23 protein-coding genes are annotated in these 23895 nt (G+C 36.8%); 16 read left to right on the top strand and 7 right to left on the bottom strand.

Features of this window, described 5'->3' with window-relative positions; genetic code table 11:
• Window positions 1–78 precede the first annotated feature (78 nt).
• From B3D98_RS10260 to B3D98_RS10270, 3 genes are all read right to left on the bottom strand, one after another.
• A complete protein-coding gene (locus tag B3D98_RS10260) occupies window positions 79–1239 on the bottom strand; it encodes a PucR family transcriptional regulator (protein ID WP_259951197.1) in 1161 nt (386 codons plus the stop codon).
• A 161-nt stretch (window positions 1240–1400) separates the two neighbouring features.
• The gene (locus B3D98_RS10265; protein WP_279493709.1) at window positions 1401–2819 is read right to left on the bottom strand and encodes an amidase; all 1419 of its coding nucleotides are present in this window, start codon (window positions 2817–2819) and stop codon (window positions 1401–1403) included.
• A complete protein-coding gene (locus B3D98_RS10270; protein ID WP_288582804.1) occupies window positions 2809–2994 on the bottom strand; it encodes a hypothetical protein in 186 nt (61 codons plus the stop codon). Before B3D98_RS10270 ends, B3D98_RS10265 begins: the two co-directional genes overlap by 11 nt.
• A gap of 295 nt (window positions 2995–3289) precedes the next feature.
• On the opposite strand from B3D98_RS10270, the gene B3D98_RS10275 reads away from it, so the two are divergent.
• The 3 genes from B3D98_RS10275 (at window position 3290) to B3D98_RS10285 (ending at window position 7263) form a co-directional block, all read left to right on the top strand.
• On the top strand, window positions 3290–4171 hold the full coding sequence (locus B3D98_RS10275) for an EAL domain-containing protein (RefSeq protein ID WP_066038379.1): 882 nt from the start codon (window positions 3290–3292) through the stop codon (window positions 4169–4171).
• Window positions 4149–5099 (top strand): GGDEF domain-containing protein, encoded by a 951-nt coding sequence (locus B3D98_RS10280; RefSeq protein WP_279493711.1) that lies wholly within the window; start codon window positions 4149–4151, stop codon window positions 5097–5099. The genes B3D98_RS10275 and B3D98_RS10280 overlap by 23 nt, the downstream gene beginning before the upstream one ends.
• A 769-nt stretch (window positions 5100–5868) precedes the next feature.
• Window positions 5869–7263 (top strand): L-cystine transporter, encoded by a 1395-nt coding sequence (locus B3D98_RS10285; RefSeq protein WP_004227708.1) that lies wholly within the window; start codon window positions 5869–5871, stop codon window positions 7261–7263.
• A 50-nt stretch (window positions 7264–7313) separates the two neighbouring features.
• Here the strand turns inward: B3D98_RS10285 and B3D98_RS10290 are convergent, their stop codons facing one another.
• From B3D98_RS10290 to B3D98_RS10300, 3 genes are all read right to left on the bottom strand, one after another.
• The gene (locus B3D98_RS10290; RefSeq protein ID WP_048391899.1) at window positions 7314–7628 is read right to left on the bottom strand and encodes a hypothetical protein; all 315 of its coding nucleotides are present in this window, start codon (window positions 7626–7628) and stop codon (window positions 7314–7316) included.
• Between the two features lie 100 nt (window positions 7629–7728).
• Window positions 7729–8268: an SLOG family protein gene (locus tag B3D98_RS10295; protein WP_369700611.1), complete on the bottom strand. Its 540-nt coding sequence runs from the start codon at window positions 8266–8268 to the stop codon at window positions 7729–7731.
• A gap of 222 nt (window positions 8269–8490) precedes the next feature.
• Window positions 8491–9636 (bottom strand): DUF418 domain-containing protein, encoded by a 1146-nt coding sequence (locus B3D98_RS10300; protein ID WP_288582813.1) that lies wholly within the window; start codon window positions 9634–9636, stop codon window positions 8491–8493.
• Between the two features lie 103 nt (window positions 9637–9739).
• Between B3D98_RS10300 and B3D98_RS10305 the strand changes: the two genes are divergently transcribed.
• Both B3D98_RS10305 and B3D98_RS10310 read left to right on the top strand, forming a co-directional pair.
• Window positions 9740–10441, top strand: a complete 702-nt coding sequence (locus tag B3D98_RS10305) for a response regulator transcription factor (RefSeq protein ID WP_048391893.1) — start codon at window positions 9740–9742, stop codon at window positions 10439–10441.
• Window positions 10438–12081, top strand: coding sequence for a sensor histidine kinase (locus tag B3D98_RS10310; protein WP_048391891.1), 1644 nt, complete (start codon window positions 10438–10440; stop codon window positions 12079–12081). Before B3D98_RS10305 ends, B3D98_RS10310 begins: the two co-directional genes overlap by 4 nt.
• A gap of 106 nt (window positions 12082–12187) precedes the next feature.
• Here the strand turns inward: B3D98_RS10310 and B3D98_RS10315 are convergent, their stop codons facing one another.
• Window positions 12188–13099: a TetR/AcrR family transcriptional regulator gene (locus B3D98_RS10315; protein WP_048391889.1), complete on the bottom strand. Its 912-nt coding sequence runs from the start codon at window positions 13097–13099 to the stop codon at window positions 12188–12190.
• 157 nt (window positions 13100–13256) lie between these two features.
• Between B3D98_RS10315 and B3D98_RS10320 the strand changes: the two genes are divergently transcribed.
• From B3D98_RS10320 to B3D98_RS10370, 11 genes are all read left to right on the top strand, one after another.
• Window positions 13257–14771, top strand: a complete 1515-nt coding sequence (locus B3D98_RS10320; protein WP_048391887.1) for a DHA2 family efflux MFS transporter permease subunit — start codon at window positions 13257–13259, stop codon at window positions 14769–14771.
• Window positions 14772–14930: 159 nt separating this feature from the next.
• Window positions 14931–15950, top strand: a complete 1020-nt coding sequence (locus B3D98_RS10325) for a serine hydrolase domain-containing protein (RefSeq protein ID WP_048391885.1) — start codon at window positions 14931–14933, stop codon at window positions 15948–15950.
• Window positions 15951–15967: 17 nt separating this feature from the next.
• Window positions 15968–17260, top strand: a complete 1293-nt coding sequence (locus tag B3D98_RS10330; protein WP_288582823.1) for an ABC transporter substrate-binding protein — start codon at window positions 15968–15970, stop codon at window positions 17258–17260.
• Between the two features lie 86 nt (window positions 17261–17346).
• Window positions 17347–18294: a carbohydrate ABC transporter permease gene (locus B3D98_RS10335; RefSeq protein WP_288582826.1), complete on the top strand. Its 948-nt coding sequence runs from the start codon at window positions 17347–17349 to the stop codon at window positions 18292–18294.
• A 12-nt stretch (window positions 18295–18306) separates the two neighbouring features.
• Complete coding sequence (locus B3D98_RS10340) at window positions 18307–19134, top strand: carbohydrate ABC transporter permease (protein WP_288582829.1); 828 nt, start codon at window positions 18307–18309, stop codon at window positions 19132–19134.
• A complete protein-coding gene (locus B3D98_RS10345) occupies window positions 19121–20119 on the top strand; it encodes an N-acetylglucosamine kinase (RefSeq protein ID WP_112117102.1) in 999 nt (332 codons plus the stop codon). Before B3D98_RS10340 ends, B3D98_RS10345 begins: the two co-directional genes overlap by 14 nt.
• A gap of 20 nt (window positions 20120–20139) precedes the next feature.
• The gene (gene murQ, locus B3D98_RS10350; RefSeq protein ID WP_288582835.1) at window positions 20140–21045 is read left to right on the top strand and encodes an N-acetylmuramic acid 6-phosphate etherase; all 906 of its coding nucleotides are present in this window, start codon (window positions 20140–20142) and stop codon (window positions 21043–21045) included.
• Window positions 21046–21096: 51 nt separating this feature from the next.
• Window positions 21097–21984, top strand: a complete 888-nt coding sequence (locus B3D98_RS10355) for a MurR/RpiR family transcriptional regulator (RefSeq protein ID WP_208644733.1) — start codon at window positions 21097–21099, stop codon at window positions 21982–21984.
• Window positions 21985–22293: 309 nt separating this feature from the next.
• Entirely contained in the window at window positions 22294–22800 is a 507-nt protein-coding gene (locus tag B3D98_RS10360) for a phage tail protein (RefSeq protein WP_054548699.1), read from the top strand.
• A 12-nt stretch (window positions 22801–22812) separates the two neighbouring features.
• On the top strand, window positions 22813–23313 hold the full coding sequence (locus tag B3D98_RS10365) for a phage tail protein (RefSeq protein WP_288582843.1): 501 nt from the start codon (window positions 22813–22815) through the stop codon (window positions 23311–23313).
• A gap of 18 nt (window positions 23314–23331) precedes the next feature.
• Window positions 23332–23856 carry a phage tail protein gene (locus B3D98_RS10370; RefSeq protein WP_054548701.1) on the top strand — a complete coding sequence of 175 codons (525 nt, stop codon included), beginning with the start codon at window positions 23332–23334 and terminating at the stop codon, window positions 23854–23856.
• Window positions 23857–23895 lie beyond the last annotated feature (39 nt).

Here is a 23895-nt window from a genome sequence, read left to right on the forward strand (position 1 = left end):
AATAGCATAAGAGAGAAGAAAAGAATTTGATTTTATTTCTAAATATTCAGGCGTTTTTTTGTACTTATTCCAAAGCGATTAGTCACTGGTCATTTTGCTATGTAATAAGTACAATTTAACGGCTGTAGCTAGGCGTTCATAAAAAACATAATCATTATCTATGGGTGCTACTAGCTGACGTATTTTAGCCATACGATAGCGAATTGTATTTGGATGACAGAATTGTGCTACAGCAACTTCCTTAATATTTCCTTTTTTAATGATATAAGTTATGGCGGTCTCCATTAAGTCTGGATCAGCCTTATCATCAAGTAGAGGGACTAAAAAGGAGCTAACATAGTCCATAGCGAATGTTGCATCTTTACGGTATAACTCGATTAATAAACAATCAGACGCGAGATTCTTATAATGACAGCTAGGGAGCATATCGATTTCAGCGAAAATATTGGCAAAAAAAGCTTCGCGTAATGCCATTGGGAATCCAGTTTGGGTATCATTACAACTGCTATAGCCGAAAGTGATTGTATCAGTGGGTATGGCATATAATGCTAGCCATTCATGTAAAACCCTTTCAAATTGGAATTGCTGAGATGGATGTGTCATGATGATAAATAGACTTTTTTTATAAGAACAAATCATACCCGATTTTAATAGTGGCTCCAACGAGTAAAAGGGCTGCATCCAGTTCGGATGGATTGTGTCACCAGCTCGTAAATTTGCTATAAATACATATTTTTCAAAGGGCTTATTGAGCTGTTGTAAAATGGATTTGATTTGCTCCTGTGTTACATCTTCCTCCACTAACCTTCGTAAAATCGTTTCTATAAAATAGGAATAATCCTGTGTCTTAGCATAAGCCATCGTTTCTAAAATGATTTTTTCAAAAAACTCATCTCCACCAAAGCGCAATATAGGGAAATTATGCTGCTCTGCATACGACAAAACTTCTTCAGGTAATTCCTTAAAAATAACAGGCTTATAAGCTAAAGCACTAGCCCCAAGCTCAATTAGATTTTTAACAGCATTGAATAAATACTCAGGCTTTTGCTTAGCAAATAATAAACTACTTAACACAACACTGTTTGGTGTAAAGATAGTATCTCTGACATGGTGGATGTCAGGTGAAAATTCAAAGTCTAATATTTCTACATTTTGAACAGCTTTATTTAAGCCGTTGTGACCCGCTATAACAGTGAAGTCTTTGGTAATAGGTAGTTGTAAAAATTTCTCTACATTCATGAGTGGATCATTGCCTTTCCTGTAGTAAGCTTCTAGTTTCTATTATAAAATTACTTGTTCATAAAAAACCATTAGTATGAATGCTAGCAGGTTTCCCCCACAAAAAAATCTGCTCATTCAGTGGTATACCGTGAAGTGAGCAGATTTCTAGTGCTTATCGTTTAGATATTAGCAAAAATATTTGGTTTTCTATTTCTCTGTGGATTTGCTTGCTCAACAGCATAGCCTACATTTAAAATGCGTCCTTCTTTAAAGGCTGGGCCAATAATTTGTAGACCTATTGGTAAGTTTCCTTTAAAGCCACAAGGAACCGAGAGGGCAGGTAAGCCTGTTAAGTTACTAGGGCCTGTAAAGCGGATAATATTATCAATTAAATCTACCTTTTTACCGTTTAACTCTGCAAAATCATCCCCAATTGTACTAGCTACAACAGGTAGGGTAGGGGAAATGAGCACATCTACCTTATTAAAAATCTCTGTAAACTCCTGCTTTATTTGACGACGTACCTGCTGAGCCTGCAAGTAATCGACTGCAGAAGGCAATTCACCAAGCTCAAATAGCAGACGAATATCGTCACCAAAATCTTGTGGTCTCTTTTGTAAATCTGAATGGTGTATAGCTGCTGCCTCTGAAAGAGACGTCACAAGCTCTGCCCATTCTGCATATTGTAGGGAAGGAATACGCACCACTTCTACTTTAGCGCCTGAATCCACTAAGCTTTGAATACTTGCTCTAACAGCCTTCTCTACATCAGCATCAACATTATTAAAGAAATATTCTTCATTGATACCAATCACTAGATCTTTGATATTACCAGTAAGCTGCTTCTCATAGTTGTCTACTGGAACATTCACGCAAGTAGGGTCTCGATGATCAAAACCAGCAATGACTTCGAGCAAGCCCGCTGCATCCTTAACTGTCTTTGTCATCGGACCAATGTGGTCTAAGCTCCATGCTAGCGGGTAGCAGCCGTATTTACTTACACGACCGTGTGTAGGTTTTAAACCTACAATGCCGCAAGCAGAAGAGGGAATTCGAATAGAGCCCGCTGTATCTGTCCCTAGTGAAGCAACACTTGCTCCAGCTGCAACAGCCGCACCAGAGCCTCCACTTGAACCACCAGGAATTTTATCTAAGTCCCATGGGTTACGAACAGGGCCGTAATGAGGGTTGTTATTGGTAATTCCCCATGCATATTCATGCATACTTAATTTCCCAGTGAAAATAACACCAGCATCACGTAGCTTTTCAACCACTGTCGCATCATAATCAGAAACGAAGTCCTTATGAATTTTTGAGGACATCGTTGTTATTTTATCTTTAAAATACAAGTTGTCCTTTAAGGCCATAGGTATCCCATGATACATACCCTTATAATGACCTTGGAGAATCTCCTGTTCAACTTCTTTTGCCCTTGCTAAGGCTTCTTCCCGATAAAAAGCCATATAGGAATTAATTTTAGGCTGACTTTCCTCAGCAAAATCTAAAATAGCTTTCGTTAATTCCACGGGAGATAGCGACTTTGATGCAAGTAAAGGTGCCAACTCTTCAACAGATTTTAAATGTAAATCAGTTGTCAATGTGATCACCTCCAGGAATACTACGTACGGCGATGTCTGCATCATCGATCGCAATACCTTCTAAATTGCTGCGAAGTGACTGCATACCTTCCCAGCGTGCTTTTAATAGTTCAAGGTGTTCAGGTTTCGGTGTAATTCCTTTGTTCTCCAATAATTGTTGAATAGACAAGCTCATTAACAGGATCCTCCCTTGAATAATTTTTATCTAAATAGGTTTCCCTATTAAGACCAATACAGTAAAAACACAAAAAAATATAATAGGTAATATAAACCTATTATTACAATCATACACTAATAACATTTTATATCAAATAAATTATTTGTAATAGTTTTAATATTACGAAATATTAACTAGAAAAGAGTTTTGTTAAAACCTATTGCTGGAACTTGCTCTTTTTACATTCGATTCACAGTCTGTTTACAATCAAAGCGTACAATGAACCATAATAACCAATTGAAGAGGTGCAGGAATGGAGTCTGTAGTGGGACAAAGTATAAAAACAAGTAATATATTTTCTTTTTTTAAATATTTATATGGTCAGCATCAAAGTAGTTCGTTATATATGAAACGTTTAAAGGCATTGAAACAAATTATTCAACATAACGATTTACATACATACTTTCAACCTATTGTAGATTTACAGTCACAGCAAACAATAGGATTTGAAGCCTTAAATCGACCATTACCCTCAACATTATTTAACAGTGTGGACCAGTTTTACGAGTTTGTAGGACAAACAGATTGCGTTTTTTTATTTGAATGTTTTTGTAGAAATCTTTCCTTGAAACGTTTCAAGGAACGTTTACACAAAGACTTGGTGAATAAAAACTTTTTAGTGTTCCTTAATATACATCCGAATGTTTTATTAGATAAAAAATATCACAGTGGCGAAACACTACAATTATTGAAGGAGCTTGGAATCAAACCTCAGCAAGTGGTTTTTGAACTAACTGAGCGAAGTGCAGTAATAGATTTTGTGGAGTTTGAACGTGTATTATCGCATTATCGATCACAGGGCTATCGCATTGCCGTAGATGATGTAGGATCAGGTTATAATAGTTTAAAAACGCTCATCTATTTAAAGCCGGAATTTATTAAGCTAGACCGTTCATTAATTCAATTCATAGACCAAAATAGTGAACAACAGCAGCTCGTCACATTGTTAATGAAATATGCTGAACAAGCCAATACTAAAATCATCGCTGAAGGGATTGAAAGACAAGAAGAGCTTGATTATCTCCATCGTATTGGCATTCATTATGCACAGGGATATGCGATAGGAAAGCCTGCAAAGGAAATATATATGGGGAAAATAAGGGTGGGTGACCATGAAGATAGGGGAAGTCATTGAGAAAGTTCCATGTATTGATGAATTTGTGAAAAACAAAGAAGTAGATGTACTTTTTACAAGTAATCCATCGTTGCGTAGCGTTGTTGTTGTGCGTGATGAAAAACCAATTGGACATATTACACGCACACATTTCTATCAAAAAATCGGTACTCGATATGGCTATCATTTATTAATGGAACGTCAAAATCAGCTGATGATAAAGACAAATCCTTTAATCGTTGATCGTAATGCACCAATCACAGAGGTCAGTACATTAGCTATGGCTAGACCTCCAGAGGATTTATATGATGATGTCATCGTCACGAAAAACAATCTTTATTATGGCATGGTTAGTATTCGAGAGTTATTGTTAAAGCTCGTTGATACACAAGTAGCCATTGCAAGTTTCCTGAATCCATTAAGTAGTCTTCCAGGCAATAAATTAATCGATGAAAAATTAGAAGAAGCATTACAGCTCTCGCAATATAGTTTAATCTATTTTGATTTAGATCACTTTAAATCCTACAATGACACATATGGCTTTAATAAAGGCGATAAAATTTTACGGTATTTAACAGAAATACTAAAAAGACATATCTGCGGCGTAGAGGATTTTTTAGGACATATTGGAGGAGATGATTTTGTAGCCATTCTACCTTATTACGAGGTAGAAAAGATGTGTCAAAAAATTATTGATGACTTTGATGCCAACATACTTAGTTTTTACGAGTTAGAGGATCTAGCATATGTTCAGGTGGCTAATAGATCTGGCGAACTGGAACCTTTAACATGCACATCTTTATCTATTGCCGTTATTACGAATGAATATCAGTATTTTGACTCTGTGGAACAATTATCCAATGCGGTAACACATGTAAAAAAGCAGTGTAAAAAAGTAGCTGGTAGTTGTTACCTCATTAATAAACAACAAAATTATTTTGTTCATTAGCAAACTATGTTAGATTTGTGGAACTGATATGTAAAATATATGAAAATTTAAATAAAATTGATATATTTTGGTTACAGGAGGTTTAGATGGATTCAAGAAGACTGCACATTTGGCAACCCGTCACTTGCTTAGAAAGAGCCCAAATCGTTAATGCCACATTGAATTATACAGATTGAGGACTATGCTTAACATTAATAGATCGAAACAATGCAATAAGATGTCACCTATTCAAGATTATGTTTGTTCTTTTCGCTATACTGGAGAAATCCCATGATCTGATTTAGTAGACATGGTCACTAAAGCCATGACCAAGAACAATCTAAAAATTCTTCAGCAGAATGGTTTGATCAACTCCAGTGGATTGGAAGCAAAGAAATTCCTACCGTAGAACATCATATCTACTGCTATAATGACGGTGTGTTTGACATCATTAGTGACTACGAACCAAGATTTGTAATTAGAAATAATGCTTAAAAGGCTGCCCCTGCACTGTTAAAAACTAACAGTATAGGGGCAGTTAATCATTTGTCACCAAATGTAGTGGCATTGATTAAACTAGCTATACATTTACAAACATTTTTTATGAGCTTTTCCATGATTAATCCTTTGCCAGAGGATGATTGTTACGCCATTTTTCGGGGTATAATCCTTAGCAAGAAAGCATTTTGTTATAGGAATTTATTAATCTTAATAAAACATACTTGAATTATAGGGATTATGGGTATATAATTCGATTACATTATTATAAAACATCTTAGGAGGCATTCCATTGTCGAATTTACAAATCATTCTTAACGTAGCAGTGTTACTTGTGTTCGTTGGAATTTTATATGTTATGAATAAAAAGCACGTTAAGTTTTCTAATCGTGTTTTTGCCGGTTTAGGCTTAGGGATTGTACTTGGTCTTGGACTTCATTTTATTTATGGTCTCGATTCTGAAGTATTAGCCAAAACAACATCTTGGTACAATATTATCGGTACTGGGTATGTGAAACTGCTCCAAATGGTAGCAATGCCATTAGTATTTATCTCCATTTTAATTGCATTTACTAAAATGAAGATTGGTAAAAATTTCGGAAAAATGGCAGCACTTATTTTAGCCATTTTAATCGGTACAACAGCCGTTTCGGCAGCTGTAGGTATTCTTTCTGCAACAGTCTTTGATTTAGATGCAACACAAATTTTACAAGGTGACGCAGAAACTGCACGTGGTCAATACCTTGAAGAAAAAACAACGGGCTTAGCAGCTCCTGATTTACCAACACAAATTATTGAGTTATTCCCAGCAAATCCGTTCCTTGATTTAACGGGTGCTCGTTCTACTTCAACGATTGCGGTTGTAATTTTCTCAGCATTCCTTGGTTTTGCTTATTTACGTGTGGCACGTAAGGATGAGGGAACAGCAGCTACAATTAAAAAAGGCTTGGATGCCATCTATGCCCTTGTTATGGGTGTTGTAACAATTGTATTACGCTTAACGCCATATGGAATTCTAGCGATTATGGCTCGTACGGTAGCAACATCTGATTTTGGAGCTATCTATAATTTAGGTAAGTTTGTTATTGCTTCTTATGTAGCACTATTTATTGTTCTAATCGTACACTTATTAATCATTACATTAAGTGGTTTAAATCCATTTACGTATTTGAAAAAATCGGCAGAAACATTATTATTCGCCTTTACATCACGTTCTAGTGCTGGTACTTTACCGATGAATATTAAAACGCAAACAGGTCGTCTTGGAGTATCTGAGGGGATTGCAAACTTCTCAGGCTCATTCGGATTATCAATCGGTCAAAATGGTTGTGCAGGTGTATATCCTGCGATGTTAGCCATTATGATTGCACCGACAGTCGGCATTAATCCACTTGACCCTGTGTTCATTATTACAGTTATTGCAGTAGTAGCAGTTAGCTCATTTGGTGTAGCAGGTGTTGGTGGTGGTGCAACATTTGCAGCTATCCTTGTATTATCAGCACTTGATTTACCAATTGCTCTAGCAGGTGTATTAATCTCTGTTGAGCCTTTAATTGATATGGGTCGTACAGCGTTAAATGTAAGTGGTTCAATGACTGCTGGTGTTACAACAGCGCGTATTACTAAAGAATTAGATACAGAAATGTATAATAATAAAGAATTAGGTGCTCAAGTAGCAGACCTATAAGGTCAAAGAAGCCCCGTTAAAGTTTTAACTTTAACGGGGCTTCAGCTGCTTTATACGATTTTTACATAAAAATCTTTACCGTTGATTAATTCGGATATCTCAATATTATAATTTTGTTTATAGTAATCATAAATATTGTAGGCTAAACCGGAGTGTCCATTCAAATAGGTTCCCTTTTTAATCTCTTTACGTGGATTATGGAAATCAAAATATAAGCGTGAATCATGACTCATTGTATTTAAAATAGCAATAAATTCTTGTTCTTCAATATGAATTCCCCGTGTATACCGACATTCTCTACGATACGTATCATGTGACACATTTACGGGAGAAGCTTCAAGAATCATTTCAATATGTTTATTCAAATGATGACAGCTCCTTTCAAATTATAGGTAAAAACCATAAGAACAATCAGCTTTTATTACTTCTAGTATATAATTGTCAGAAAATTATATCAATATTTTTCTACCAGTTTTGCTGTTGAATTTCTTCAGCTATTAATTGTAAGTCATAGGCAGTTACTGTTAAAAGATTATAATCATGGGACTCCATATATTTTTCTGCAAGCCGTTTGATATATTTGGGTGAACCCTCATTTTCTTCATCATAAATTAATAAAAGTCCATCTGTATTTTGGATAATAAATTTGTCCTTCTCAATAAATTGCCAAGGAGCTTCATAGGGTTTTTTGGTCACGCTTGTGACAAAATCAGCTTGGGCAATTAATGCTTGATACTTTTCTTTTTTATGATCTTGCCAATTTTTCTCTTGCTCTAAAAAAGGTGTGATCACGGCGTATTTTAAAAGTGGGAATTCTTTTTTTAACATTAAAACAACTTCAGCACTCCAAGTTTCTACGCCCTGCTGACCGCTGATAATAACCCATTCGAGTCCTTCATCAAGCAGTGTACGTAGATGAGCTTCCAGTGCTTTCTTTATGATGACAATACCAGGATGTTTATCATTAAAGATACCAAGCTCATGTGGTTTATAGCCAGTAATCATAATACGCTGTAACAACAAAATACCTCCTAAGCTGTATAGTTGTAATACTAGTATACAGCAAGGAGGCAAATGAAATCGATATTGTCTATGAAAAGGCAAATAGTGTTAAAATTACTGCTACAGCTGCACAAATGCCTAAAAACCACCATGAGTCTGTAAAGTCTTCTTTTGTGTCACTATTCATAAAAAATATTCCTTTCTAATTTGCTTGTTTGAGAGGTTTTATTTTACTTGACCAGTCCAAGACCAATTTGTCCATATTCGTAAAATTGTTTCAAATGGACCACGTTTAAATTTCTTTAAATAGGCAAGGCTGAAAACACATTGCAGGCTATAAACAACGATTCCGAAAAGGATTCCGCCAAAGACCCCTAATTTGCCATATAAGCCAAGGCCATAGCCATAAAAAACAGTTGTACAAATGATGGTTTGTAGTAAATAATTGGTTAGTGATAGTTTGCCAACGCTCTCAAATGCAGGAGCCAGTAGTTGAACTGGACGGGTGTTATAAATGTATGCTGCGAGGCAAACATAGCCAATCGCTAATAACTGGGAGCCGCCCATTAATAAAATAGAAGAAAATGCACTTTTACTTTCTATAAAACTTACACTTTTACATACGAGTCCTATAGGTACAAGGAGAGCACCAAGCTTATACCATTTCATTTCCTTATTCATCTCCACGAAGGCTTGCTTCTTAGCAAGTGCCATCCCAAACAGGAATAGTGGTGCGTAGAACATAGGTGCAAAAATTAATATAATGAAAATAAATGAAGAATCATCCATTCCTGGTACTTCGGCATTAGCTCTAAAATCAAAAATTTCTAAGTAGCTGCCGTTAGCGTAAACATCATCCGCTTGCTCGATGTATGTGTCTATCTCTTTTTGTTCTTTTTTAGACGTTTCCATAGAGCCGTATGTTAACGCCGTAGTTAGTACAAATAGGATACCAGCCCAAATAAATAAAGTTTTTGGTTTACGATTAATAAATGGGATTAAAAATAACATCATACAGCCATAAGAAAATAGAATATCGCCTTCCCACAATAAAATAGAATGTAATAAGCCAAGGGCAATTAATCCTGTTGCACGACGTAAAATAGACCAACGGCTTTTATTCTTTTTTCTGCGGATGGATTCAATTAATTTAATAAGTGAGAAGCCGAATAAAATAGTGAAGATGGGCATAAACGAGCCTTCAATCACAACTTTTACAAAATATAAAGCCCCGTTATCTAAGGTAGAAAGTTTTTTTAATTCATCTTTGCCATACATCCCGAATTGGAAGATTAGCAAATTTGCCATTAAGATGCCAAATAAACTAAATCCACGCATTGTATCAATGAAAGTAACACGATTAGTTGTCATTGCGTTTTATCTCCTTAATTGGTTATCTTATACATATAATAAATAGGGAAGCTTATGGTGAAATAATGACTACCTTAAAGTAATCTTAAAAGTAGGTGAGGAAATGCAGGAAGCATCAATTTTAGTGTTAGAGGATGAACGTGCCATTGCTGAAATGATTGAAATCATTTTAAGAAAAGAAGGAATTAACAATATTACCTTATGTAATACAATTGAAGAAGCAAAAGATGAAATGAATACTAAAACATTTGATTTTTATCTATTAGATATCATGCTACCAGATGGAAGTGGGCTGGATATTGCGAATAGTATTCGAGAAAAAAGTGATGCCCCTATTTTTTATTTAACCGCAAAAAGTAGTGATGCAGATAAGCTTCGTGGTTTTATGAATGGTGCAGATGATTATATTACAAAACCATTTAACCCCTTAGAGCTTGTAGCACGAGTAAAGGTGCAGCTAGTCCGTTATATGAAGAAAAAAGGTGTACCAGAAAATCACATATTTACTTGCAGCCGTTTTACATTTGACATTGATGCAGCAGAAATTGAGGTAGACGGTGTAAAGGAAATAATCAGTGGTCGCTTGTTTCATTTATTAAAATATTTATGTGACAATGCAGGGCAAGTGTTATCAAAAGAGCAAATATACGAACGTGTATGGGGTGATTGTTTATTTGATGATAATACAGTGATGGTACATATAAGAAAGCTGCGAGAAAAAATAGAAAAAAATCCTGGAAAGCCAACATGCATTATTACTGTCAGAGGCATTGGCTATAAGCTTGTTGGGGACATTTCTTCATGAAGCCTGCTGGAAAATTAACACTCCGCTTTGTTTCGTATTTCATCATATTCTATCTATTGATCATTTCAGGTTTTATTATGAGTTTGGTGTTTTTTGCTATTTTTATCAATGACCGTGTTGGTGACAACATTCATGTGATGAGCTCCTTTGAAATCGAAGATGATGCAGTTGTAGAGCAAGGGAAGACAGTTAAAATTGCTGATTATTTAGTGAAGAGAGCTGAAGAAAATGTTGGACAGCTTTATTTATTTGATCCAACCATGACGATTGTTGATTATACAGGAGATACATGTGGTCTATGTGGAAAGTCAGATAGTGAAATATTGGCATTGCAGCAACCAGGCATGCATACATGGGAATTGCCGAATTACTACTTATTATTTCTTCCAACTACTCCTGTGCAACCACTTTTTGAGGATGCGCTTGAAAACTGGACAGCGACAGGGGACATTTCAGCTGTAACACAGCAACGTCTAAAAGAAAATAAAGCTAGTGTTGAAATTTATGACGAGCAATGGAATCGAATTGAGGTCATAGGCGAACGTTATGAGAAGCTAAATAAGCCACAATTACTAGAGGAAAAATACGATATTTTCGAGCATGCGGAGCTGAAGCAAAGTACAGCCTTAGCCAACGATAAGACATTTGTTGTAAGAATGCCTAATCCATCGTATAAGCCATTTGAAGAGCCTTTTAATAAGGCAATGGTACTGTTTGTTTCTATCTTCTTTGGGGGACATATTATTTTGCTGTTGGGCGTTATTTTCTTATCTATTAGTATTTCACGTCAATTCGTGCGACCACTTGTCTATGTGATATCGCGCATTGAGCGACTTACCCAATTCGATTACAGTGAGATTAGTGACAAAAAAATCCATCATAAAAAGACAGGTAAGTTGAAAAGAAAATTTAAACTGTTTCAACCAGTAGAAGAGTCACTCAATCACTTATCAGAGCGACTTGATTCAAATGAAAGGCAAATCAAGCATGCAGAGCAATTACGGGAGGAGTGGATAACAGGTTTATCGCATGATTTAAAGACCCCGTTAAGCTCAATTTACGGTTATTCAACGATGCTGGCATCGGAGGATTATGAGTGGACAAAGGATGAGATGCGTATTTTTGCACAGACCATGCAGGAAAAGGCAACCTATATGGATGCACTTATTCAGGATTTGACGTATACGTATCAATTAAAAAATAAAGCCATACAGCTAGATAAAGTGGTACTGCCGCTAGCAACATGGCTACCACAATTTGCAGACGAACAGGTGTGTGTGAAGGTGTATGGTGATGTGTTGTTACAAGCGGATGAGCTTTTACTCAAGCGAATAATGGATAATTTAATTACCAATGCGAAAAAATATACCCCTGAAGGCACGAAGGTAATTGTGGAAGCACAACATACTGGTAAAGAAGTAATGCTTACCATTGCTGATCAAGGACCTGGTATTCCACAGGAGGAGCTCGATAATCTATTCGAACGCTATTATCGAGGTACGAATACAACAGACGATATAACAGGAACAGGGCTAGGACTAGCCATAACGAAGCAGCTCATTGATTTACACAATGGCACAATTAGTGTCCGTTCAGGTAAGGATGGGACAATCTTTGTGCTAAAATTTCAATGTCATTAAGGTGAATCTCTGAGCTTTCTTAAGACTGTACAAAGGTCTTTCATAGAACTTAATTTCATTCAACAGAGTAAAGAGGTATCAAAGTGTTCATTTGATACCTCTTTTTTTATTTATTTTTCGTACATCGTTCAGCGGGCTGTTCAATTTTTACGTAACGCCATAAGTTATTGGCGATGTCACGGGCCTCTGCGATATGTTCTGTGCCGACGAAAGCCTTACGGAAAGGTGTAAGAAGTGATTCGATGATAAAAAGCTTTGGTTTTTCTTTCTGCAATTCTTCTAATAAGAATTGTGCATACTCCAAACCTTCCATTGTTTCGTTACTCGATAATCCCTTTGTAAATCCTTGTAGTTGTTCAATAACCATTCCTTTTGTAACGGTTTTATAGTTCACGACATTTTGAATGGTATTGATCATTTCAACACTTACGATAATCTCTTTTGACTCAAGCATAGTGGGTATAATTACGCTAATATTGCGCAATGCTACACGTACAATAGCTTCTCGATTGATATATTTATAATCGGCAATAAAGACAGCACGTAGAGTGAGGTTAATCATTCCAAGTGTTTGAACAGCACATTCATAGCTAATAGGGCTAATCTCTTCTCCAAAGACTTGTACTAGACGATTGGCGAGCCATTCTAGTTCTTGTAAATGGTAATTAATAATAATTTTTTTTAGTTCTTTATCTCTTGATTGGAAGATGGATTCGAATATCTGTACTAAATTATGTTCACGATTGACATACATGAGAACAGCGACTTGCTGCGTCAATACCTCTAAATCTGTAGGGTCTTTGCCATAAATGAGCTCATGGCGACGATTACTAGCTTCTTCGCGACCTTCATCTAAGATGGCGATTAAGCATTCATTTTTCGAAGTAAAATGATTATAAAATGTACCTTTAGAGATTTTAGCCGCATTGATGATGTCATTAATTGATGTATCTAGAAAGCCTTTTTCAATAAAAAGTTCACGTGCTGCTGTTATAATTTGTCTTTTTCTTTTGTTCATAACCTCACCTTTTTTATAATATTATACTCTTATTCTACACTTGGAATGCTTTTATATCAACGTTTATAAAAAATATAAACTTATTTGTTGAAAAAAGTAGACTACGAGTATAAAATAAGTTTTATCGTAAAACACAAGAAAGAATTGAGGGATATAAATGAATAGTGAGCAAACAATGAAAAAGCCCCCTTATGGCATGATAGCTATTCTATTTGTGGGTGCTTTTGTTGCTTTTCTAAATAACACATTGTTGAATGTGGCATTACCAACAATCATGAAAGATTTTGGGATCACCTATTCAAAAGTACAATGGTTAGCAACAGGGTATATGCTTGTGAGCGGTATTTTAGTGCCTGCTTCAGCATTCTTTGTGACACGCTTTAAAAATAGACATTTATTTATTACAGCGATGTCTATCTTTACAATTGGTACAATTATGGCAGGTTTCGCTCCTAATTTTGGCGTGCTGCTAGCAGGTCGTATGGTGCAAGCAGCCGGAGCTTCTAGTATGTCACCACTTTTAATGAACGTTATGCTAACAAGCTTCCCGAAAGAAAAGCGTGGGGCAGCAATGGGGATCTTTGGTTTAGTTATGATTATGGCGCCAGCAATTGGTCCTACATTATCAGGGTATATTGTGGAACATCATGATTGGCGTATGCTTTTCCAAATGATTATTCCATTTGCTTTAATTAGTTTATTATTTGGTGTTTGGAAATTAAGAAACGTGATGGAGACACGTGAAGTTCACTTAGATTTCCTTTCAGTACTTTTATCAACAGTTGCATTTGGTGGTATTTTATACGGCTTTAGTACAGCAGGAGATAAAGGTTGGTCAAGTCCATGGGTATATGGCACAATAACAATTGGCTTCATCGCTTTAATTATTTTCGTTGTTAAACAGCTGAAAATGGATGAGCCATTACTGGAACTACGTATCTATAAATATCCAATGTTTGCTTTAGGGTCTGTTATCTCAGTTATTGTCTCTATGGCAATGTTCTCAGGGATGATTTTAACACCAGCATATGTACAGTCTATCCGTGGTATCGAACCATTTGAAGCAGGCTTAATGATGCTTCCAGGAGCACTTGTTATGGGGATTATGTCACCAATCACTGGTAAGCTTTTCGATAAATTTGGTCCACGTGTGTTAGCCATTATTGGATTAACGATTACAACAATCGCAACTTTCGGTTTAACAAAGTTAGAAATTGATTCAAGCTACACATATATCGTATCGATGTATACAATTCGTATGTTCGGTATGTCGATGGTCATGATGCCTATTATGACAAACGGTTTAAATCAACTACCACAAATGATGAATCCACATGGTACAGCGATTAACAATACATTACAGCAGGTATCAGGAGCAATCGGTAGTGCGATCCTTGTAACATTTATGAATAATCGTACAAAAGTTAAAGCGGAAGAATTAATTGCAGAAGCCAAAGCGAATGCTGCACAATCAGGAGCAGCGCCTACAGCAGAGCAAATGCAACAAATGCAAGATCAGATTATGCAAACTGCCTTATTAGATGGTATTACGCATTCCTTCTTAATTGCAGCTGGTATAACAGTGATTGCAGTGGTACTTGCATTCTTCTTGAAACGCGTAAAAGTTGAAAGCGCAGCAGCGTCAATGGATTTAAAAAAACCAACTAAATAATCAAAGTAGCCCTAGCCAGTATATATTTACTGGCTAGGGCTTTTTTTATTGAGTAAACATGAAAAAAAATTTTAGGATTGGTGTTATTTTTCATCATTTTATTTTATATGATAATACTAATTTACAGAAAATTTAGATATTTAATAGTGGGGTGCTTCCTTGGTAGATGCATATATAACTGGCTTAGTGAAAGAACAGAAAATTCCAGGTGCTGTATTAATTGTTCAGCAGCAAGAAAGAAGGCTATTTTCATGCAATTATGGAGCCTATACTGCTGAGGATGGCAGCGAGCAAGCTATTTTAAGTAATACGTTGTTTGATTTAGCCTCCTTAACAAAAGTTGTCGCAACACTCCCAGCTATTTTACTCCTGATGAGTCGAAATCAAGTTTATATAACAGATCCAGTCCAAACCTATTTGCCTGATTTTAATTATCCTCTTATTACAATCCAGCATTTATTGCAGCATTGCTCAGGATTGCCAGCAGATTTAACACCTGTAGTTAAAAGACATCATAAGCGTGACATCCTGCAGGAGGTACTGGCAAGTGATGTAGTATGGCAGCCAAATGAACAAGTGCAATATAGTGATTTAGGTATGATTATTATAGGAAAGGTGATTGAGGAAGTTACTGGCATTTCATTAAAAAGTTTTGTAGAGCAAGAGGTTTTTAAGCCATGGGGCATGCATCATACATGTTTTCAACTGCCTGTGCATACAAGAAGGCTTGCAGCATCTACAGAAATGGTGGCAGGTCAATTTGTACAGGGAATAGTCCATGATGAGAAAGCTTTATTACTAGATGGTATTGCTGGTAGTGCAGGTTTATTTTCATGTGTAGAGGATTTAGCAAAGTATGCGGAAATTTGGTTGGGGATCAAGCAACAAAGTGTAATTCCATATGAATGGTTAGAGCTTGCCTATACGAAAACTTTTAAAACGAGGGGACTTGGGTTTGAAGTATGGGGAGGAGATGAAGCATCATTTTGTTTTGGTAGGAGGTGGAGCAAGGGCTCATTTGGTCATACAGGATTTACAGGCACGAGTATTTGGATGGACCCTGTAAAAAAGGCATTTGTCATTTTACTAACGAATGCTGTGCATTATGGGAGAAATACAAACATGGGAAGGATTAGAGAGAAGCTTCATACGATGATTTATGAAAAATTACTGATATGAAGGGTGGATCTGCTGGTATGAGACAAAAGAGTAAATGGTTATTGCTGCTTCTTTTATTACTCGTTGTGGGTTTAGTAGGCTGTAACACGAACGAGAAAATAACGACCTCAACAACACCTGATAATGAAGAGAAATCGAAAACTGAAGAGGTTTCGCTAACAATAGGGAGTTGGCGCACAGAAGATGTTGCCAAGTATGAAAAAGTGATTGCTTTATTCAATGAACAACATCCTGAAATACATGTTTCATTTAACCCAACTAAAAATACTGAATATAATACAGTCCTCAATACGGCATTACAGGCTGGAGAGGGTCCAGATATTTTTCACTTACGTCCTTATGCAGCTGGATTGAAGCTTGCGGAGGCAGGTTATGTTGAGAAAATAAACGGTTTAAATGGATTGAATGTATTTCCTGAAGAAGCATTACAGGCTTCTCGTGATGACCAAGGGAATCAGTACGGTGTACCAATTAACTTAAGCTCTACACAATTTTTCTATAATAAGAAGATTTTTAAAGATAATAATCTTGAAATTCCTACTACATGGGATGAATTCATAGCATTAAATGACCAATTATTAGAAAAGGGTATTACACCAATTGCAATGGGTACAAAAGAAGGCTGGCTATTATCGTTGCTCCACGGTATTGTCGGTCCTGCTGTTTATGAGGGCAATGACTTTTACCAAGCAGTGCTCGCAGGAGAAAAGGATTTTACAGATCCGAAGTTTATTGAATCCATTCAAGTAATGAATGACTTGAAAAAGTATTTTCCTGTCAATTCAGAAGGCTTAGGAATGGATGATATCCGTACTTTGTTTGCACTAGAAGACGCGGCAATGTTTCCGTTAGGTAGCTGGGAAATTCCTGTTGTATTAGAAATGAATCCAGATTTAGATTTAGGTTATTTTCCTATTCCATCTAAAGAGAGTAATACAACAGTGACGACTTGGGTAGATGGTTCATTTGCGATCAATGCTAATTCGAAAAATAAAGAAGCAGCTAAAGTATTTTTAGAATTTTTAACAACTAAGGAGTTTGGCGATTTGTTTGTAAAAGAGTTTTCTATGATCAGCGCTATTCCAGGTATTACCTCTGACGATGCATTGTTAAATGCTATTAGTCATTCGACTGCAAATGAAGCAACGCCATATATGTGGGTAACTAATTTTACTGGTGGGGACCCAACAACAAAGAGCTTGCTTGAAAGTGAGCTACAAGGCATGTATTTAGGTCAAGTAATGCCTGAAGAGGTTGCCACAAAAGTACAGGAAAACGCTAAAACTTGGTTTACGCCATTTCAAAAATAATGAAAGTATCAAGTCAGTAGACCCCTGAAGTGCTATAAGGAGTTTAGGGGTCTTGTTGTTTCATGATTAGTAAAAGGAGGCTGCTCATGATAAGAGAATATACAGCTCCATCAGTAAGAAGGAGGAAATCGAGAGTAAGGTGGACTATCCATCTTTTCCCTATTCCTGCACTAATAATCTATGGGTTGTTTGTGCTTTATCCGATAATAGCGGCATTATCCTATAGTTTTTTTGAATGGAAAGGGATGGCTCGTGGTGATTTTATCGGTTTCCAAAATTTTGTGACGCTTTTTACGACAGAACCCTATGGCTCCATGTTTTGGAATGCCTTTAAACATAATGTCCTCTATTTTGTTGTGCAAATGATTGTGATGAATGGATTAGCCTTCTTTCTTGCCTTTATTATTTATCAAAAAATTAAAGGTGCAGAGTTTTTTAAGGCTGCTTTCTTTCTACCGCGATTATTATCAGTGATTGTTGTAGGTTTCTTATGGAAGCTCATTCTAAATCCGAATTTTGGTACTTTAAATGTCATTTTGGAGAAATTAGGTCTTGAAACTTTACAAAAGGCTTGGCTTGGTGATCCCAACACGGCGTTAATCGCCATTATTTTAGTCAATTGTTGGTTTGGATTAGGTTTTGGTGTCTTAATTTTTCTTGCTGGCTTTCAAGGGATCCCAAGTGAGTTAGTCGAAGCTGCAAAGTTAGATGGCGCTAAGGGTTTTACTTTATTGCGTACGATTTACTTGCCTTTAATGGTGCCATCAATTATGATCATGGGCATTTTAACATTTATCCAGTCATTTGAAGCATTTGAATTAGTATATGCAATGCAGGGCTCCATGGGAGAGCCGTACTATTCTACAGATACGTTAGCTGTGTTTTTCTATCGTTTAGCATTTGGTAGCTCTACCGCTTCTGGGGCAACAGCTATTGGGTTGGGTTCGGCGTTAGCTACAGTACTATTCTTATTTATATTAGTTTGTACCACGCTATTTTTACGCTTTACCAATAAAAAGAATGTTCAAATGTAAGGGGTGATTATAGTGAAGCAAGGCGCTATTTGGGTTCGACCATTTTATTATCTTGTGGTGTTTACGGTGGCGACCATTAGTTTATATCCAATTTTGTTAATGATTTTATCTTCATTTAAAAAGAGCGTGGATATCTATAAAAATCCATTGGGTTTACCGACTAGCTTTAGCTTAGATACTTATCGTACATTATTAGCAAAAATTCCATTTACAACATACTTTCTAAACAGTCTATTTGTCAGTATTATATCTGTGATACTAATAGTGGTTGTTTGTTCACTGGCTGCATTTTATATTGCTCGCTTTAAATTTTCTTGGAATCATGCATTGTTCTTTATTTTTTTATTAGGCATGATGATTCCTATAAAATTGGGGATTGTCCCGCTCTTTATATTAATGCGTGATTTAGGACTGATAAATTCCTTATGGTCTTTAATTTTGATGAACATGGCGACAGGTATTCCATTATCCATGCTGATCTTAACTGGCTTTTTTAAAACAATGCCTTATGAATTAGAGGAAGCAGCCCGTATAGATGGGGCGGGGAACTTAAGAGTTCTTTGGCATGTAATGTTACCGTTAATGAGACCTGCCCTTGGAACAGTGGTTATTATAAATTTTATTGCTTCATGGAATGATTTCTTCTTCCCACTTATTTTTATTACAGAAAAAATGAAACGGACGATACCTGTTGGAATGATGTCACTTTTTGGTGAGCATTCGGCAGATTGGGGCTCTCTTTTTGCAGGTTTAACATTAGCTTCATTACCAATGATCCTATTATTCTTTATTGCCTCAAAGCAATTTATGGAGGGGCTGACGGCTGGTGCCATTAAATAGGCAATACATTATTGGGGTCGATGGTGGTGGGACGAGAACTCGTGCAGTGATTGGGACAAGAAAAGGGGAAGTGCTGGCTTTTGTTGAAGGAGCTGGAACGAATATAAAATCAACGCCACCTGACGAGGTAAGGCTACATATTATCAAGCTCCTTGCCACGTTACTACAAAAGATAGATGCAACAAATAATGATATTGCTGCGGTGTTCTTATGTGTGGCAGGGGGCGATCGCCAGTTAGATAAAGAACGCTGGGAGCAATGGATTAGCTTCCTTTTCCCTGCTAGCTCCTGTAAGATAACCATCACCAATGATGCGGTAGCGGCACTTACTAGCGGCACATTTACACAGCAAGGGCTCGTTGTGATAGCAGGAACGGGTTCCATCGTATATGCAGTTGGAAAAAATCATCAAGTTAGTCGTGTTGGAGGATGGGGTTATTTATTAGGAGATGAGGGCAGTGGCTACTATATTGGGCAAGAGGCATTGCGATTGATTACGCGACATTATGATGCTATTGGCGTGAATGAGGATCTGTTTACAGCGACTATTATGGAGCAGCTAGCATTAAAGAATCCTACTGAAATTATTACGCATGTTTATGAGCATCCACAGCCACGTGTACTCATAGCCTCCGTAGCTCGTGTGGTGTTGCGTTTAGCAGAGCAAAATAATGATAGGGCACAAAAAATTATTGAACACGCTGCTCATCATTTAACTCATTTCATCCAAATAATGTTGAAAAAAGAGCCTCAGCTAAAAGGTGACTCTATTGTCCTATGTGGAGGTTTATTCGAAAATTTTTATTTTGTTCAATGCTTTCGAGAAAAATTACAGCTTGCTAAAATACCTAATCGACTAATACAACCAGAGGTGCCACCTGTTATAGGAGCTTTCGTTAATGGACTTCTCAGTGAAGGAATTCCAATCACAGAGGCTTTACAACGAAAGGTAAAAGGAACTTGGATGAGTATCCATGAAAAATAGTGTGGAGGGATTTGATTTCAATGGAACGAATGACAAAACTGACGACTGAAGGCTATCATCCAGATACGACAAATCTAGATTTAATGTCCACTATTGAAATTGTAAAGCTGATGAATGAAGAGGATAAAAAAGTACCATTAGCCATAGCAAAGGTTTTACCTGAAATCGAGCAGGCTGTCACAGCTGTTGTGGATGCACTAAAGAAAGGCGGTAGATTATTTTATGTTGGTGCAGGGACAAGTGGGCGAATTGGTTTGCTAGATGCCGTAGAATGTCCACCTACATTTAGTACATCACCAAAGCTTGTGCAGGCAATATTGGCTGGAGGAGCAGATGCAGTAATGATTGCCATAGAAGGTGCAGAAGATGATCTTTCATTAGGAGAGGTTGAACTACAGAAACAACAGCTAACAAACCGAGATGTAGTGATAGGGATTGCAGCAAGCGGTCGAACGCCTTTTGTCAAAGGAGCATTAAATTATGCTCAACAACTAGGGGCAAAAACAATCAGCTTAGTGAGCAACGCTCATTCTATTATTAGTAAGCATGCAGATATTGCAATAGAGGTGATTACAGGACCAGAAATTTTAACAGGTTCTACAAGACTAAAGGCTGCAACAGCTCATAAACAAATATTAAATATGATTACAACGACAACCATGATTAAGCTTGGAAAGGTCTATAAAAATTTAATGGTGGACGTTCATGCTAGTAATTTTAAATTGCGAGAGAGAGCCAAACAAATCGTCTGTGAGGTAACGGGAGTTTCTTATAGTCAGGCTGAAAGTGTTCTGGAGCAAAACAATTATCAAGTAAAGCTCGCGATTGTGGTGGTACTGACGAATACAACGATTGAAGAGGCGACGGAATTACTTGCTCAATCAGAAGGGCATGTGCGGAGAGCGGTGTCTCTAAAGAAATATTGATGAAGGAGGTACATGGATAACTTCCTTTTATCTAGAGATGGAGCTGGAAAAATGGAAAAAATAAATGCGGGTTTAATTATGCTTGCTGAAATGTGCGAAAAGCTTCCACTCTCCGAAAAAAAGGTGGCAAGCTATATATTAGCACACCCAACACAGGCTATAAAAATGACAGCGGTTGAACTAGGAGAGGCAAGTCAAACAAGTAGTGCCGCAGTTATTCGGCTGTGTAAATCGTTAAATATTAGTGGTGTTCAAGAGCTGAAATTGCGCATTGCTGGTGATTTACAACATGCTAAAGTTGAAGATCGAGATATTGAGGCGAATGAAGCGCTGCCATCGATTGTAGAGAAGGTAACGATGCAAAGTAGTGAAATTTTGACACAAACAGCTAATTTAATAGATATTGCTGAATTGGAGCGTGCCGTAACGGCCTTATCACAAGCCCGTAAAATTATATTTTTTGGAGTGGGTGCATCAGGTATAGCAGCAATGGATGCGGATCAAAAATTTTTACGAATCAATAAAAATAGTAGGGCATTTGTGGATTTGCATTTAGGAGCTACAGCCGTTGTCAATGCACAGAAGGGGGATGTGGTAGTAGGTATTTCCTTCTCTGGAGAAACGCATGAAGTGGCTAAAATCCTTGAAATAGCTGGCCAAACACCAGCCACTACAATTAGTTTAACGCGCTATGGTAGTTCACTAGTGTCTAGCCTAGCAGACATTTGTTTATATGTATCTCCCAATGTTGAAGCAACTTTTAGAAGTGGTGCCACTTCCTCACGTCTAGCGCAGTTACTTGTCATTGATATTTTATTTATGGGGGTAGTGACGAGTGCCTATGAGCAAACAGTGGATCATTTAGATGAAACACGTTCAGTTATTCAAAGGTTGCATAAAAAAGTGGCTAAAAGAAAAAATAAAATAAAAACATATTAATGTTAGTATGTTCAGACTGTAGACAAAAGCTATCGAGAAGTTTTCTCTCGATAGCTTTTGACATTTTTATTCTCAGAAATAAAAACGAATTCTGGTTTTAGGTATTTAGTTTAATATTTTTATAGATGTAATATCATTACCCACTTTTATCTCTTAAATCTTTCTTATAAGCAACAACATTGTATTGATATTTTGGATTAAATGGTAGGTGGGTTAGTCCATTTTGGAAAAATATATTTTTTAACCTAATTTTAACCTTGTTATTGTAATGTGCTAGGTAAAGCAATATTTTGTAAGGAGGTTTTAAGAATGGAACAATATGTTGGAGAAATTCGATTATTTGCTGGCGATTATGCCCCAGACGGCTGGGCTCTTTGTAATGGTCAACTATTATCTATTTCCGAAAATGAAATACTTTTTTCTTTGATTGGCACAACCTATGGGGGAGATGGTCAATCAACCTTTGCATTACCAAATTTTCAAGGCAGGGTTGTAGTACATCAAGGACAGAATCCAACTACTGGTACTACCTTTGTCAATGGTCAAATGGGAGGGGTGGAAACCGTCACTTTAATCTCGTCACAGCTTCCTGCACATACACATCAGGTAAAAGCTTCTTCTCTTGATGGCACAACCCCTAGTCCAGAAAATGCTGTTTGGGCAAAAAATATACAATATTCGACACAACCACCAAATGGCACAATGAATGCCGCCATTGTTTCAAGTGTGGGAGGAAACGCTTCTCATAACAATGTAATGCCGTTTTTAACAATTAGTTACATTATTGCTCTTTACGGTATGTATCCAACAGAATAGGGGGTATGAAGGATGAGTGAACAATATGTAGGTGAAATACGATTATTTAGCTTTGGGATAGTTCCAAGCGGATGGGCGCGATGTGATGGACAAATATTGCAAATTAATACAAACCAAGCGCTGTATTCAATTTTAGGAGCAACTTATGGTGGTAATGGCTCTACGACATTTGCATTACCTGATTTAAGGGGAAGAGTCCCAGTTCATGTAAGCAGTAGCATCACACGTGGACAAAAAGCAGGAGAAGAGGTACATGTATTAACAATTAATGAGATGCCAACTCATACACATATTGTTAATGGTAGTTCAGAAAGTGCTACGTTGAAAGTGGTTACTGGAAATGTGTGGGGTACATCTGCTAATAATATTTATTCTGTCAATCAACCAAATACTAATATGAACACGCAAGCATTGTCAACATCAGGAAATTCGCAGTCACATCAAAATATGCAGCCATACAGTGTCGCTAATTACTGCATAGCTCTAGTAGGAATTTATCCATCAAGAAATTAGAAAAAAGGGGTGGGCAAAGTGTCAGAAGCATATATAGGAGAAATTAGAATATTTGGCGGTAATTTTGCACCAAAAGACTGGGCTTTGTGCGATGGCCAGATCATAAACATTGCCTCGAATAGTGCATTATATGCTATTTTGGGTAACAGATATGGAGGAGATGGAAAAACAACGTTTGCATTACCAAACTTAAATGGTAGGGTAGCGCTTCATCAAGGAACAGGTGTTGGATTAACACCAAGAAGTGTTGGAGCATCTGGAGGTTCATCTACTGTTACATTATTAACCACTGAAATACCTAGTCATAATCATAATGTTACTTGTAACAATACTCAACCATCAAATAATGAGCCAACTGGAGCATTATGGACCGAACAACGAGGTAGAGGTTCTCTCCCGGTATATTCAAATTCAGTGAATACATCAATGAACGCCTTTGCTATCGATCAAACTGGGGGAAGTCAACCACATAACAATATGCAACCATATTTAGGACTAAACTTTATTATTTGTTTATATGGGGAATGGCCTCCTAAGGGTTAACGATTTATTAAATGAAGGGTGTGAAACCAAGAAGGAGAA

Origin of the sequence: Lysinibacillus sp. UBA5994, from assembly GCF_002429725.1 — a bacterium.
GTDB classification, from domain to species: Bacteria; Bacillota; Bacilli; order Bacillales_A; family Planococcaceae; genus Lysinibacillus; species Lysinibacillus capsici.

What these genes read in the sequence shown, in the direction of transcription:
- B3D98_RS10260 (WP_259951197.1), bottom strand. Translation starts at nt 1,239, where the DNA reads ATGAATGTAGAGAAATTTTTACAACTACCTATTACCAAAGACTTCACT.
- B3D98_RS10270 (WP_288582804.1), bottom strand. Translation starts at nt 2,994, where the DNA reads ATGAGCTTGTCTATTCAACAATTATTGGAGAACAAAGGAATTACACCG.
- B3D98_RS10275 (WP_066038379.1), top strand. Translation starts at nt 3,290, where the DNA reads ATGGAGTCTGTAGTGGGACAAAGTATAAAAACAAGTAATATATTTTCT.
- B3D98_RS10280 (WP_279493711.1), top strand. Translation starts at nt 4,149, where the DNA reads ATGAAGATAGGGGAAGTCATTGAGAAAGTTCCATGTATTGATGAATTT.
- B3D98_RS10295 (WP_369700611.1), bottom strand. Translation starts at nt 8,268, where the DNA reads ATGATTACTGGCTATAAACCACATGAGCTTGGTATCTTTAATGATAAA.
- B3D98_RS10300 (WP_288582813.1), bottom strand. Translation starts at nt 9,636, where the DNA reads ATGACAACTAATCGTGTTACTTTCATTGATACAATGCGTGGATTTAGT.
- B3D98_RS10305 (WP_048391893.1), top strand. Translation starts at nt 9,740, where the DNA reads ATGCAGGAAGCATCAATTTTAGTGTTAGAGGATGAACGTGCCATTGCT.
- B3D98_RS10310 (WP_048391891.1), top strand. Translation starts at nt 10,438, where the DNA reads ATGAAGCCTGCTGGAAAATTAACACTCCGCTTTGTTTCGTATTTCATC.
- B3D98_RS10315 (WP_048391889.1), bottom strand. Translation starts at nt 13,099, where the DNA reads ATGAACAAAAGAAAAAGACAAATTATAACAGCAGCACGTGAACTTTTT.
- B3D98_RS10320 (WP_048391887.1), top strand. Translation starts at nt 13,257, where the DNA reads ATGAATAGTGAGCAAACAATGAAAAAGCCCCCTTATGGCATGATAGCT.
- B3D98_RS10330 (WP_288582823.1), top strand. Translation starts at nt 15,968, where the DNA reads ATGAGACAAAAGAGTAAATGGTTATTGCTGCTTCTTTTATTACTCGTT.
- B3D98_RS10335 (WP_288582826.1), top strand. Translation starts at nt 17,347, where the DNA reads ATGATAAGAGAATATACAGCTCCATCAGTAAGAAGGAGGAAATCGAGA.
- murQ (WP_288582835.1), top strand. Translation starts at nt 20,140, where the DNA reads ATGGAACGAATGACAAAACTGACGACTGAAGGCTATCATCCAGATACG.
- B3D98_RS10355 (WP_208644733.1), top strand. Translation starts at nt 21,097, where the DNA reads ATGGAAAAAATAAATGCGGGTTTAATTATGCTTGCTGAAATGTGCGAA.
- B3D98_RS10360 (WP_054548699.1), top strand. Translation starts at nt 22,294, where the DNA reads ATGGAACAATATGTTGGAGAAATTCGATTATTTGCTGGCGATTATGCC.
- B3D98_RS10365 (WP_288582843.1), top strand. Translation starts at nt 22,813, where the DNA reads ATGAGTGAACAATATGTAGGTGAAATACGATTATTTAGCTTTGGGATA.